The 12,956-nt window shown below is 38.7% G+C and carries 13 protein-coding genes and 1 riboswitch; of the genes, 1 reads left to right on the top strand and 12 read right to left on the bottom strand.

The annotated features are described in order from the left end of the window. Positions 1-122 precede the first annotated feature (122 nt). The 7 genes from racE to ACIPKN_RS01005 all read right to left on the bottom strand — a co-directional run bounded on the left by racE (position 123) and on the right by ACIPKN_RS01005 (position 6,119). Positions 123-920 carry a glutamate racemase gene (gene racE, locus ACIPKN_RS01035; RefSeq protein WP_142508867.1) on the bottom strand — a complete coding sequence of 266 codons (798 nt, stop codon included), beginning with the start codon at positions 918-920 and terminating at the stop codon, positions 123-125. A gap of 10 nt (positions 921-930) precedes the next feature. Then, entirely contained in the window at positions 931-1,383 is a 453-nt protein-coding gene (locus ACIPKN_RS01030; protein WP_323653188.1) for a MarR family winged helix-turn-helix transcriptional regulator, read from the bottom strand. Between the two features lie 75 nt (positions 1,384-1,458). Beyond that, positions 1,459-1,680: a helix-turn-helix domain-containing protein gene (locus ACIPKN_RS01025; protein WP_004226437.1), complete on the bottom strand. Its 222-nt coding sequence runs from the start codon at positions 1,678-1,680 to the stop codon at positions 1,459-1,461. 394 nt (positions 1,681-2,074) lie between these two features. Next, positions 2,075-2,533, bottom strand: a complete 459-nt coding sequence (locus ACIPKN_RS01020; protein WP_400932563.1) for an acyl-CoA thioesterase — start codon at positions 2,531-2,533, stop codon at positions 2,075-2,077. 370 nt (positions 2,534-2,903) lie between these two features. After that, positions 2,904-3,683 (bottom strand): succinate dehydrogenase iron-sulfur subunit, encoded by a 780-nt coding sequence (gene sdhB / locus ACIPKN_RS01015; RefSeq protein WP_142508864.1) that lies wholly within the window; start codon positions 3,681-3,683, stop codon positions 2,904-2,906. Between the two features lie 5 nt (positions 3,684-3,688). Then, complete coding sequence (gene sdhA, locus ACIPKN_RS01010; protein WP_142508863.1) at positions 3,689-5,443, bottom strand: succinate dehydrogenase flavoprotein subunit; 1,755 nt, start codon at positions 5,441-5,443, stop codon at positions 3,689-3,691. 67 nt (positions 5,444-5,510) lie between these two features. Further along, a complete protein-coding gene (locus tag ACIPKN_RS01005) occupies positions 5,511-6,119 on the bottom strand; it encodes a succinate dehydrogenase cytochrome b558 subunit (protein WP_132357131.1) in 609 nt (202 codons plus the stop codon). Between the two features lie 272 nt (positions 6,120-6,391). On the opposite strand from ACIPKN_RS01005, the gene ACIPKN_RS01000 reads away from it, so the two are divergent. After that, complete coding sequence (locus ACIPKN_RS01000) at positions 6,392-6,826, top strand: YslB family protein (RefSeq protein ID WP_132357132.1); 435 nt, start codon at positions 6,392-6,394, stop codon at positions 6,824-6,826. Positions 6,827-7,023: 197 nt separating this feature from the next. Here the strand turns inward: ACIPKN_RS01000 and ACIPKN_RS00995 are convergent, their stop codons facing one another. The 5 genes from ACIPKN_RS00995 to trxA form a co-directional block, all read right to left on the bottom strand. Then, positions 7,024-7,593, bottom strand: a complete 570-nt coding sequence (locus tag ACIPKN_RS00995) for a CZB domain-containing protein (RefSeq protein ID WP_400932559.1) — start codon at positions 7,591-7,593, stop codon at positions 7,024-7,026. Between the two features lie 81 nt (positions 7,594-7,674). After that, positions 7,675-8,289, bottom strand: coding sequence for a methyl-accepting chemotaxis protein (locus tag ACIPKN_RS00990; protein ID WP_400932557.1), 615 nt, complete (start codon positions 8,287-8,289; stop codon positions 7,675-7,677). Positions 8,290-8,560: 271 nt separating this feature from the next. Beyond that, positions 8,561-9,799: an aspartate kinase gene (locus tag ACIPKN_RS00985; protein WP_400932555.1), complete on the bottom strand. Its 1,239-nt coding sequence runs from the start codon at positions 9,797-9,799 to the stop codon at positions 8,561-8,563. 199 nt (positions 9,800-9,998) lie between these two features. Further along, positions 9,999-10,177: riboswitch (Lysine riboswitch) on the bottom strand. A 365-nt stretch (positions 10,178-10,542) separates the two neighbouring features. Further along, on the bottom strand, positions 10,543-12,333 hold the full coding sequence (gene uvrC / locus ACIPKN_RS00980) for an excinuclease ABC subunit UvrC (protein WP_400932553.1): 1,791 nt from the start codon (positions 12,331-12,333) through the stop codon (positions 10,543-10,545). A 282-nt stretch (positions 12,334-12,615) separates the two neighbouring features. Continuing rightward, entirely contained in the window at positions 12,616-12,927 is a 312-nt protein-coding gene (gene trxA, locus ACIPKN_RS00975) for a thioredoxin (protein WP_400932551.1), read from the bottom strand. Positions 12,928-12,956: the final 29 nt, after the last annotated feature.

Genomic DNA, 12,956 nt, shown 5'->3' with positions numbered 1-12,956 from the left:
CCTCCTAAAATCTTTCGCGCACTCATCTTAACATAATTTTCACCTTCAAAAAAGTGCTCGGTCCCTTATGTACAATGCTAAAAACGGCAAAAATCAGCCTAGCCCATAGCTAAGCTGATTTTTTATTTTAATGTCAAACGTTTTATTTGGAGAGTACCTTGCTCAAGCCAACTTTCAGCAATTGAACGGAAAATAGGCACTGAACCAGTTGCATAAAATTTATGGGCAGGCACAGCGTCTGGGTCAGCCAATGTGCCATTATATTCAAGCATTTCTTGAACATCCTTTGCTGTTTCCTCTGCAGAAGAAAGCACAAAAACTTCTTCTCCTACAACAGCTTCAATTTGTTTTTGCAGAATAGGATAGTGCGTGCATCCTAGTATGACCGTATCAAATTGTTCATTTTTCAACGGCTTTAAGCCTTCCGCAATTAATTTATTTGCAAATTCACCTTTATATTCGCCACTTTCTACAAGTGGTACGAATGTTGGACAAGCAAGCGGAATAATATGAGTCGACGTATTCAATGATAATAAGGCTTCCTCATACGCCCCGCTTTTAATTGTTCCTTCTGTTGCAAGCACAACGACTTCATGTCGCTTCGTTTTCTTTACAGCTGCACGTGCGCCAGCATTAATAACGCCTAGTACCGGAAAAGGCATATTTCTTTGTAAACTTTCGAGTGCTACTGCAGTCGCTGTATTACAAGCAATGACGAGCATTTTGATATTCATTTTCTCTAGTGCTTTTGCCATTTGCCAAGTGAAGTTTCGTACTTCCTGACGACTTCTTGGACCATACGGACATCTTGCTGTATCACCAATATAATAGATTGTTTCGTTTGGTAATAGCTTCATTATTTCTTTTGCTACGGTTAAACCGCCTACTCCTGAATCAATAACGCCTATCGGGGCATTCATACTTTCCGCCTCAATCCTGTTTCATGTGTACATGTAGTTTTTCTAAATAGCTTGATAATTGCGCGACTTCTTGTTCATTAAAACCAACAAGCTTCTCTTGCAAATATTGCTGTCTTTTTTCAATAACCTCTTGAATAATGCGTTCGCCCTTCTCGAGAAGATGAACAACAACGACACGACGGTCGTTTTCGTCACGCATTCGCTTGACTAATTCATTTTTCTCCATTCGGTCCACTAGATCTGTTGTTGTACTAAAAGCTAAGTATAATCGATTTGACAGGTCGCCAATTGTAATATCTCCAAGCTCTTCTAACCACTGTAATGCAACAAATTGTGGCGGCGTAATCGCATATTGTGAAACAATCTCTCTTCCCTTTTGCTTCACAATCGCCGCTATATAGCGTAATTCCTTTTCAACCGTAGCAACGGTTTCAGGTGAGTGCTTTGTTACTTCATCCGACATATAACTATTCCACTCCTAAAAATACGTTGAATAGTTCTATTTTGTCGTTTTTTTTCTGAAATAGCAAGTGTCCAATTAGTCTAATTTAAATTCTTCTAAGCGTAACAGCTCAATTAACGCCTGAGATCGATTCGTTACACCTAACTTTTGAATTGTATTGGAAATGTGATTTCGCACTGTTTTTTCACTAATACCAAGTTGCTCTGCAATATCCCTCGTTGTTTTTTCAGCTAATAAAAGCGCAAATATTTCACGTTCTCGGTTCGTTAAAAGAGAACGATGATGAGAGCCATTCATTTTCAGTTACACCCTCCTCCCCCGCACGTATTGTAACTTATGTTAAGGAATGAGGAGCGGTGACGGCTATTTTCATGAATATCTCGTGTTTCCTAAAAAAATTCGGAAATTACTTCCACTCATTAATGAATTTTATGTAAAAGTGGATCATCACCATATCGAGTGGTTGATTTCCGTTCCGACTGGGCGCTTTCCTGCGGGCCGTCCGATGAGACGCTGATCCCCAAGGAGTCGCCCAGTCTCCACTCCAATCAACTTAATATTGCATACATTAAACAAATGTCATCCACAACCTTTTGTGATGGGATGAGCCGTAAAAATGCAATTTCAATCGTCAAGATCATTGTTTATACTTCTTTCCTCGATAGGGCTTTTTCGCAATCCGTTACCAATACTATAGGAACACCAAGCTTGCTAAGTGAGTTTTTTCTTTTTCAGATAATGGTACACTCTTGCCAGTTCGAGGGTTCATTTGCACTACCGTACCACGACCCGTAAAGCAAACTTCATCATGCTGGTTTTTCGCTAAGTAATGAATATCCAATGATGAGTTCCCTACTGTCGCTACTTTCGTATAGATTCTTAGCACATCATCAAAGAAAACCTGTTTCACGTAATCACACTGTAAGTCGGCTACAATCGGAATACCCTCTACATGTTCATCAATTGCTGATGGCATTAGAACATCTAAATGACGAAAATAATCAATTCGTGCTTGTTCAAAATATGTAAAGCTAACTGTATTGTTCATATGACCGTACATATCCGTTTCTGAAAAACGTACACGAACCTCAATAAAAAATGCAAAATCCTTTGCCCATTCCTGATAATCTCCGATATAATTTGCTTTCATCTTAGCCATCCCCCTAGTTTTCATTCGCTTCTTCCCAAAACAACAAATGGAATTAGCAAGTCATAAATGAATATAGATTCATTATAAAGGAAAACACTATATTATCATAGAAAATTCACATTTTCACTCGTTAAAACTCACTTTCTGTACACCCTTCTTGCGTAATTCGATCTTTTTATGCTGTAATGAAGACATCATATTTAGTTTATTACTCTTTCTTGAAAATGCCCCTATCCGAACTCCCTATTGTACGAAACTTTAATGGCGAGTTGGATTAAGTTTTATTCTACAAAATTATTTTTTATTTTTCATAGAAAAAAACTCCCTCACACATTCAGTGTAAGGGAGTTTGGGAGTAAAGCTTGTACTATTAGTCAACGTAGTGGTCAGAACCGAAGAAGTTACGGAACATTTGCACTGTAGTTGCACGGTTTAATGATGCGATAGATGTTGTTAAAGGAATACCTTTTGGACAAGCAGCTACACAGTTTTGTGAGTTACCGCAGTTTGCAAGGCCTCCATCACCCATGATTGCATTTAAACGTTCGTCTTTAATCATTGCACCAGTTGGGTGAGTGTTGAATAGACGTACTTGTGATAATGGTGCTGGTCCGATGAATGAAGCTTTTTCAGACACGTTTGGACATGCTTCCATACATACACCACAAGTCATACATTTAGATAATTCATAAGCCCATTGACGTTTACCTTCTGGCATACGTGGACCTTCACCTAAATCATAAGTACCATCGATTGGAACCCATGCTTTAACTTTTTTAAGTGCATTGAACATACGTTCACGGTCAACTTGTAAGTCACGAATAACTGGGAAAGTTTTCATAGGCTCAATTTTAATTGGCTCAGTCAATTGGTCAACAAGAGTTGAACATGATTGACGTGGGCGGCCATTGATAACCATTGAACATGCACCACAAACTTCTTCAAGACAGTTCATATCCCATGCTACTGGAGTAGTGTTTTCACCATTTTCAGTAACAGGATTTTTTTGAATTTCCATTAAAATAGAAATTACGTTCATACCATGACGGTAAGGCACTTGGAATTTTTGCCAGTAGCCATTGCCGCCTTTTGTATCTTGACGTAAAATTTCAATTTTGACCATTCTTCCAGTATTAGCTGCGATATTCATAATTCTTAGTCTCCTTTCGCAGAGTAATCACGTTTACGTGGTGGAATTAATGAAACGTCGACTTCTTGGTACGTGATAATTGGATCACCAGTAGTTGGATCAAATTTCGCCATAGTAGTTTTTAAGAACTGCTCATCATCACGGTTCGGGAAATCTGGCTTATAGTGTGCACCACGAGATTCGTTACGTAATAATGCACCTTTTGTCATTACTTTCGCAAGGTAAATCATATTTTTCAACTGACGCGTAAAGTGAGCACCTTGGTTACTCCATTTTTGTGTATCGTTGATGTTAATGTTTTCCCAACGTTTTTGGAATTCATCAAGTTTATTCAATGTATCTTGAAGTTGGTCGTTGTAACGTACTACTGTCATAGTAGCTGTCATCATTTCACCAAGCTCTTTATGAAGTAAGTAAGCGTTTTCTGTGCCGTCCATTTTCATGACAGCATCCCACTTAGCTTGTTCTTCTTGAACGCGTGCATCATAGATTTCTTGTGGAAGATCTTCCGCATGCTTTTTAAGATGTTTAACATAGTCTACTGCGTTTGGACCAGCAACCATACCACCATAAATAGCAGATAATAATGAGTTCGCACCAAGACGGTTTGCACCATGTTGAGAATAATCACATTCACCTGCTGCAAATAAACCAGGAATTTCAGTCATTTGGTTGTAGTCAACCCATAATCCACCCATTGAGTAGTGAACTGCTGGGAAAATTTTCATTGGTAATTTACGTGGATCATCACCTACGAATTTTTCGTAGATTTCAATAATACCACCAAGTTTTACATCTAATTCATGTGGATCTTTATGAGAAAGATCTAGGTATACCATGTTTTCACCGTTAATACCTAGTTTTTGGTTCACACAAACGTCGAAAATTTCACGTGTAGCAATATCACGTGGTACTAAGTTACCATATGCTGGGTATTTCTCTTCTAAGAAGTACCATGGTTTACCGTCTTTATAAGTCCAAATACGGCCACCTTCACCACGAGCTGATTCTGACATTAGACGGTTTTTGTCATCTCCAGGAATAGCTGTTGGGTGAATTTGAATGAACTCACCATTCGCGTAAGAAGCACCTTGTTGGTAAACGATAGAAGCAGCAGAACCTGTATTAATTACAGAGTTTGTTGTTTTACCGAAGATAATACCAGGGCCACCAGTCGCCATAATAACAGCATCTGCACGGAATGATTTAATTTCTTCTGTACGCATATCTTGCGCTACGATACCACGACAAACGCCGTCAGGATCGACTACTGCACCAAGGAATTCCCAGTGCTCATATTTGTTCACTAAACCAGCTACTTCGTGAGAACGAACTTGCTCGTCTAGTGCGTATAGTAATTGTTGACCCGTTGTTGCACCCGAGAAGGCTGTACGGTGCATTAAAGTACCACCGAAACGACGGAAATCAAGAAGACCTTCTGGTGTACGGTTGAACATTACACCCATACGGTCCATTAAATGAATAATACCAGGGGCTGCATCACACATACCCTTAACTGGTGGTTGGTTCGCTAAGAAGTCCCCACCGTATACTGTATCATCGAAGTGAATCCAAGGAGAATCCCCTTCACCTTTTGTATTTACCGCACCATTAATTCCGCCCTGCGCACATACAGAGTGTGAGCGTTTTACAGGAACTAATGAGAATAAATCAACTTCAGTACCAACTTCAGCTGCTTTAATCGTTGCCATCAGACCAGCAAGACCGCCGCCGACAACAATTATTTTGCTTTTCGCCATGATTATTTCTCACTCCTCTTAAAAAATTGCAATGATTGCCATATGCTCTATAGTAGCTTCTATTACATTAAGCAAAAGCTAAAATAGCAGCCACACCAACTACACTTAGAATTACGAAAATAATGTTTGTTACATAAGTAGCAATCTTTTGAGACTGAGGAGATTGTGTAATACCCCAGCTTACTAAGAATGCCCATAAACCGTTAGATAAGTGGAAAGTTGCTGATATAATACCAACAATGTAGAATCCAAGCATGAATGGATTAGAAACGATATTTGCCATCATGTCGTAATCAACTTCTGTACCAAGTGCTTTTTGAATACGAGTTTGGAAAATATGCCATGCAATGAAGATCACTAAGAATACACCCGTGAAACGTTGTAATGAGAACATCCAGTTACGGTATGTGCTGAAACGTCCTGTATTTGGTGTAGCAGTGAATGCAATGTAGACACCATAAAATGCGTGGAACATTAATGGAATATAGATGACAATCCATTCAACTAGGATAAGGAATGGAATCTTTTCCATATTAGCGGTAGCTGCGTTGTAACTTTCTGCTCCGCCTGTTGCTGTAAAGTTAATGAACAGGTGCATCGTTAAAAACAGACCTACTGGAATGATACCAAGTAGAGAATGTAAGCGACGCCATAAAAACTCTCGATCTTTCGACAAGACTGTTACCCCCCTTAGTACTTAAAATAGCACAACTAAAGAAGTCATCATTTTGTAACTGATACTTCATTGACTGTGTATTTCATCATGGTACAATATTATGACATGTTTATTGTACTCTCAAGAGCTACGAGCGTCAAGGCAACTTAAAGTTTTTCATAGTCCTTATTAAAGAAGCAATCTAGTACATGACGCATCGTTTTTTCTCGAAAAATCTATCTTTACTTTATCAGTGTCGAATTTTAAGAAAATTCTAAGAAAGAAGGCTTTCAATGTTAAACACTTCATCTCCTACAATCTCAGCTTTTGGCTATGAGATAATTCGCGATTATATTTTATCTTCCATTCTTGGTAAACACGAAGGTGATGTACTTTACTGGGCAGGAAAAGATCTAGCTCGGAAGTTCCCATGTACAAGTCAAGATGAACTTATCGCATTTTTCGCAGATGCCTGTTGGGGTAATTTAGAGCTTATCAAAGAGTCGAAGGATGGACGCATATTCCAGTTGACAAATGATCCAGAACTGTTACAAATCGGTCTTCGTAGCTTTAGACTTGAAGCAGGATTTATAGCTGAGCAAATCCAGCAAGCAAAAGGTTATTTAACAGAATGCTATGATGAAAAACGTGAAAAGCAACAAAATGTTACGTTCACAGTAAAATGGGACGTTAAAGAAAGAATCATGAACACCGTTCCTACAGAATAAAACGAAAAGGATTGCCACCCCTAATTTATGGATGGCAATCCTTTTTATATATAATATAGAAGTTATTCACCGCGGAGACTAGGCAACTCCTTGGATTAGCGTCATAGATGCGACAAGCGAAGCAGCTCATCGGACGCCCCCAGGAAGGTGCACTGTCGGAACGGAAATCAATCTCTCGTTATGCTCACGAATCCTTTTTATATTGATAATTGAGCATGTCTTTTTTTTAAAAGTACATCTATGAACGAAATAAATGCCTCCAAAATATTAAGTGAGTGTTGAATCATTTCTTCTATGTTATTAATTGACAGTTCATTCACTAATTTTTGGGCGGCCATATGTACTAATTCATGTGGTTGTTCAATATGACGATATTCTGGTAAGTTCTGGTATTCCTCGAAATGCCCGTAATACCATTTTCCAAACATACATTGATGATGCGTTTTTATCGTTTCTTTTTGACCAGCCTTTTGAATAGCATTTCGTAAAAAGCTAGCATGATCCATTAACCTTGCTGCCAATTGGCTAACTACCGTTTGCTCTGATGGCTTTCTGATTGTCGGTGCAATAGCTTTTAACATTTCAGATACTTGATTTTGTATTAGATCTGAGAAATCACTAGTAAGTGATAATTCCGTCGTTGTTTCCGCTAAACGACCTACAGCTATTACATTTTCTTCTGATGCAGCTGTTATTTGATGAATACCATGTGCTGCTTCTTCAATATTTCTACTTGTTATAGTCAGATTAGCAATATTGTCCTTCATGATACTTAAAAAGTCAGTTAAATAATGTTCGACTTGATTAATATTTGTTATTGTATTATGTAATTTCTTATCAATGACTGATCAAATCTTTGTCATTTCTTGCAATGAACCTTTCGAACTGTTGGCTAACTTCCCTACCTCCATCGCGACAACATTAAAGCCATTTCCATGCTCACCAGCACGTGCGGCTTCAATAGAGGCATTTAAGGATAAAAGTTGTGTTTGATCGGCAATCCCGGTTACACCCTTACCAATATCATCTATTTTGGTCATTTCATTCTTCAGCTGCTCTGTTGAATGAGCTCCTTTGGCCAACAACTCCTGAACCATTTCACCTTTTGAAATGGATGATTCCATTTCTTCTACAAGTAGTAATGAATGCTGTTTTATTTCTTGAATGTTTGCATTAACATTTTGCTCAACCGCAAGCATCTCCTCTGTATTTGACGACATTTCTTCACTCATTGCTGAAATATCCCCTACACTCGTAGAGACATTTTGAACTTTTAAAGCCGTTTGAAAATTAATTAACTCCATATGCGCTAGTACAAAATCTAAAATCGCATTTTTCACATCAATGCTTTCCTGCTCAAGTTCCAATTCCAGAATTCGCTTTTTTAATATTTGTATTTCTAAATCGTTGTGCATCTCAACACTTTCATCCATTGGCTTTTGAAATAAACCGAATAACCCCATACAAACTTCCACCTTCCCCTTGGTAAAACATGTCACATTTTATTATATAACAATAGAATTGGATAAAATATTAAATTGATGTGAACAAAAAAAGATGTGCCTTTTACTGCCACATCCTTTTCAATATTATATGTAAAGCGCTTGTTCAATTATCCCTTGCATTCTGTCACTTTCGTATTTCTACCCGTCGTTTTGGCTGCTCTATCCACGCCCCGCTAAAAAGTGACTTAAAACCGCATTCATCTCACCTGAGAGACTTCTATACCTGTCGCTACGCTTTCGGTACAAAAGACACTTCCTGAAATAAATTAAATTCATCATGTAATGCATTTGCTGCACGAATCATTTCGTCCTGAGGTACAACAACTGACACTTTTATTTCAGAAGTACTTACCATTTTTACAGGGATATTTTCACGACGTAGACGATCAAACATCCTTGCAGCCACCCCTGGATTAGATGCCATCCCCGAGCCAATAATAGAAACCTTTGCTAAGCCAATTTCAAAATCAGCAAAACTAAACCCTAGTGATAATTTACTATCTTCTAGAACACGTAATGCTTCAGCGAACTCCTCTTTTAAAATAGTAAATGATACCGTCGGCTTTAAACCATCAATTATTGCTTGTACGATTATATCGACGTTTATGCGATTTTCTGCAAGGATTGTGAACATATTTGCTAAAGAAGCATTAGAATAAGCATCATAACCAACTGTTAAGCGAATAACGTCTGACTCGTAGGCAACACCACGTACAATTAAATTTTTTTCCATTTCAACTTCCTCCTTCAATAAAGTACCTACTGTATCTATTTCGCTCGAGCGAATGATAACTGGGATTTGAAACTTCTTTGCTAACTCTACAGCTCGCGGGTGTAAAACTTGTGACCCTAAGTTTGATAGCTCTAGCATTTCATCATAGGAAATTTCTTTTAGTTTTTGTGCCCCAGCAACATGACTTGGATCAGCTGTATAGACGCCATCCACATTCGTGTAAATATCTACTCGCTCCGCATTCAATTTTGCTGCAATTGCTATAGCCGACGTTTCCGCGCCACCTTTACCTAACGTCGTAATATTTCGTGAATTATCGATACCTTGTTCCCCAGCAACGATAACGATTTTTCCCTGTACAAAATGCTCTTCTATTCGTCTAGCATCTATCTCATCAATACGGGCATTACTATACATAGCATCGGTTTCAATGCCTGCCTGCCAGCCCGTTAATGACACGGCATCATATCCTTTCTCCTGTATAGCAATTGCCACTAATGTACTTGTAAGTTGTGAGCTTGTTGAAAATAGTGCGTCTAGTTCACGCTTAGATGCATTGTCTGATAAATCACGAGCCATCTTTGCTAATTCTTTAGCCATACCCCTCATAGCTGTAGTGACAACGACAACATCAAAACCTCTTTCCTTTTCTGCAATCGCCTTTTTCGCAACATTTTGAATGTGCTCTGTTGATGCGAATGCAGCACCACCAAATTTCATCACAACTCTCGCCATCTTTATCATTCTCCTTCGTATTCAATCATTTCGCTGGTTATAAAGTAGCTATACTTTTGCAGCTTTTCACAAAAATATCCCTACAAAAGCAAATAGCGCCTAACAGCCTTGAAAAAATGTTGTTTCGAGAAAATCTAAAAAGGCAGCTCTCACATAACGTGAAAGCTGCCTATAACATGTACAATAAAGTAACTTGCGCATGTGTGATAGCTCTCCGAAACGTTTAGAATCGACAGTCTTACATCTCTTAAATGTAAAACCAGCACAGCATCGGAAACAACGATGCTCCACTTCGGCAAGTTCCCCTTTCATACATTTTCACCGGACTTGTTCGTCCTCGTATGTACTACTCTTGAACCTTGCACCTCTATCATCACTAAATAGTGATCGTATTTAATTTGAACCTTAGTGAAGAAATTCCCAATTTTAATAAATAGAAACTACTAAAAAAGTATATAACATTGCTATATTGAAAAGCTATGTTATATACAACCTTAGCATACGCCAAATCCTTTGACAATGTATCTTATTGAATATCAATTTTGCCTTGGCGTAATTAAGTTCGGAGGCTTTGGGCCAGCAGATATTTTTTGCGCGAAAGCGAAGCGGCAGCGCAACAGCAAGATGTTGGTCACTCAGTCGTTGCCACAGTACGTGGCGTTTTTAGACTGAGTTCCTCTATTTTAAGTAGGTGTTTATACACCCATTGAAAAGGAATTCCATCTGCACTCATCCCACCACCTTTAGAGGTGGGAGTTTTCTTCTGGATGAAAATAATCATAAATATTGCTAGCAAGATTAGCAGGCATCCCTGCTTCCTGTAATGCTTGCACACTTGCCTCGCGAATTTTTTTGACAGAGCTAAAATGCTTGAGTAATTGTTGTTTTCGCTTCGGACCAATGCCCTCTATATTATCGAGGACAGATTGTATAGCATGTTTCTCATGCTGCTGTCGTAAGAAGGTAATAGCAAAGCGGTGTACTTCGTCCTGTATTCGTTGTAGTAAGTAGAATCCATCGCTTGTTCGCTTTAACGCAATTACTTCAGCTGGATCACCAAATAGAAGCTGTGACGTATTATGCTTTTCATCTTTTGCTAATCCAGCAATTGGAATGACAAGGCCGAGTTCATCCTCTAATACTTCTCGCGCGACTTCCATTTGCCCCTTGCCACCATCTATTAGTACTAAATCCGGTAAAGGTAGACCATCTTTTAATACGCGTGTGTATCGACGGCGAATTACTTCTTGCATCGCCCCGTAATCATCATGCTTGGCAGCTGTACGTGTTTTGTATTTTCGATACTCCTTCTTTGCAGGTTTTCCATCGATAAATACAACCATTGCAGATACAGCATCTGTCCCATGCATATGACTATTATCGAAAGCCTCAATCCGTAAAGGTGCAGAAATGCCCATAGCTTCACCGAGCGCCTCACATGCTCCTATTGTGCGTTCTTCTTGACGTTCAATAAGCTGGAACTTCGCCGCTACCGCAATTTCAGCATTTTTTGTCGCTAATTCAACTAGCTCTTTTTTTTGCCCTCGTTTTGGTGTTAGTACCTTAACTTCTAGTAATTCCGTTAAAATTTCTGCATCAATGGTTTGTGGGATAAAAATCTCCTTAGGCTTAATGTGCTCTAGCTTGTCGTAAAATCGTCCAACGAACGTCAAAAATTCCTCTTCTGCCTCTTGATAAATCGGGAAAATCGAGACATCTCGCTCAATGAGCTTTCCTTGACGAACAAAGAAAACTTGAACACACATCCAGCCCTTCTCGACGGCATAGCCAAATACATCGCGATTAGTTGTATCACTCGATACGATTTTTTGCTTTTGCATGACTGTATCAATATGTGCAATTTGATCACGAAATTCCTTTGCACGCTCAAACTCTAAATTTTCTGCGGCCGCTAGCATTTTTACCTCTAGCTCCTTTTTGACTTCTTCAACCCCACCATTTAAAAACTTTGTCATATCCTCAATCATATTGTGGTAAATTTCTGCATCTATATCCTTCACACAAGGGGCTAAGCATTGCCCCATATGATAATACAAACAAACCTTGGTAGGGAGTTGTACACATTTTCGAAGAGGATATAAACGATCTAACAGCTTTTTTGTCTCACTTGCTGCATACGCATTCGGATATGGACCAAAATATTTTGCCTTATCCTTTTTCACTTTTCGCGTTGTAATAAGTCGCGGGTGTTTTTCATTTGTAATTTTTAAATACGGATACGTTTTATCATCCGTCAGCATAACATTGTACTTCGGGTCATGTAGTTTTATAAGATTAAGCTCTAAAATTAAAGCTTCAATATTGGAGGATGTCACAATGTACTCAAAATCTTCTATTTCACCTACAAGCCTTTGTGTTTTCCCTTCATGCGAACCAGTAAAATACGAGCGTACTCGATTTTTCAGCACTTTAGCTTTCCCGACATAAATAATGGTTCCTTGTCGATCTTTCATCAAATAGCAGCCAGGCTGATCTGGTAAAATTTCAAGCTTTCGTTTAATTAAAACATTCATCGCCTACCTGCCCCTTTTTCTTAAAGTAGCGTTTGTCCCTTTATTTTCTCCTATTTCTAAGGATAACTTCCGCTTTTTCTCTATATTATATAACGAAAAAAAGCCAAGCACATCTTATTGATGGCTTGACTCTTTTTTTCTTATAGAATCAATTATGCCTCGGCATAATTGCGTCCGGAATCGGCTTTGTGCTTGCACAAAGAACTCCTTTCCGATTCCGTGACATCCGCCGGAGGCTTTAACTTCTTCCAGCGGGTGTTTGGAGACATTTGCTGAAAGAAGTTAAGCATGTTTTGCGATAAACGCTTCTAATGCTTCTTTTGGTTGGAAACCAACTGTTTTATCTACTAATTCACCGTCTTTGAATAATAGTATTGATGGGATAGACATAATTTGGTATTGCGCTGCAGTACCTTGGTTGTTATCTACATCTACTTTTACAATTTTAGCCGCACTACCTGCAGCATCCATTTCTTCAAGAACTGGTCCAATCATTTTACAAGGTCCGCACCAAGCAGCCCAAAAGTCTACTAGTACTAACCCTTCTTTAATATCATCTTGGAAAGTTGCATCTGTTGCATGTACAATTGCCATTTGAAATCCTCCTTAAACTTACTATGCTT

The sequence above is a fragment of the Lysinibacillus sp. NPDC086135 genome, from assembly GCF_044746345.1.
In the GTDB taxonomy this organism is placed as follows: domain Bacteria; phylum Bacillota; class Bacilli; order Bacillales_A; family Planococcaceae; genus Lysinibacillus.
This window is presented reverse-complemented; position numbering and strand designations above follow the sequence as displayed.

What these genes read in the sequence shown, in the direction of transcription:
- racE (WP_142508867.1), bottom strand. Translation starts at nt 920, where the DNA reads ATGAATGCCCCGATAGGCGTTATTGATTCAGGAGTAGGCGGTTTAACC.
- ACIPKN_RS01030 (WP_323653188.1), bottom strand. Translation starts at nt 1,383, where the DNA reads ATGTCGGATGAAGTAACAAAGCACTCACCTGAAACCGTTGCTACGGTT.
- ACIPKN_RS01025 (WP_004226437.1), bottom strand. Translation starts at nt 1,680, where the DNA reads ATGAATGGCTCTCATCATCGTTCTCTTTTAACGAACCGAGAACGTGAA.
- ACIPKN_RS01020 (WP_400932563.1), bottom strand. Translation starts at nt 2,533, where the DNA reads ATGAAAGCAAATTATATCGGAGATTATCAGGAATGGGCAAAGGATTTT.
- sdhB (WP_142508864.1), bottom strand. Translation starts at nt 3,683, where the DNA reads ATGAATATCGCAGCTAATACTGGAAGAATGGTCAAAATTGAAATTTTA.
- sdhA (WP_142508863.1), bottom strand. Translation starts at nt 5,443, where the DNA reads ATGGCGAAAAGCAAAATAATTGTTGTCGGCGGCGGTCTTGCTGGTCTG.
- ACIPKN_RS01000 (WP_132357132.1), top strand. Translation starts at nt 6,392, where the DNA reads ATGTTAAACACTTCATCTCCTACAATCTCAGCTTTTGGCTATGAGATA.
- ACIPKN_RS00995 (WP_400932559.1), bottom strand. Translation starts at nt 7,593, where the DNA reads ATGAAGGACAATATTGCTAATCTGACTATAACAAGTAGAAATATTGAA.
- ACIPKN_RS00990 (WP_400932557.1), bottom strand. Translation starts at nt 8,289, where the DNA reads ATGGGGTTATTCGGTTTATTTCAAAAGCCAATGGATGAAAGTGTTGAG.
- ACIPKN_RS00985 (WP_400932555.1), bottom strand. Translation starts at nt 9,799, where the DNA reads ATGGCGAGAGTTGTGATGAAATTTGGTGGTGCTGCATTCGCATCAACA.
- uvrC (WP_400932553.1), bottom strand. Translation starts at nt 12,333, where the DNA reads ATGAATGTTTTAATTAAACGAAAGCTTGAAATTTTACCAGATCAGCCT.
- trxA (WP_400932551.1), bottom strand. Translation starts at nt 12,927, where the DNA reads ATGGCAATTGTACATGCAACAGATGCAACTTTCCAAGATGATATTAAA.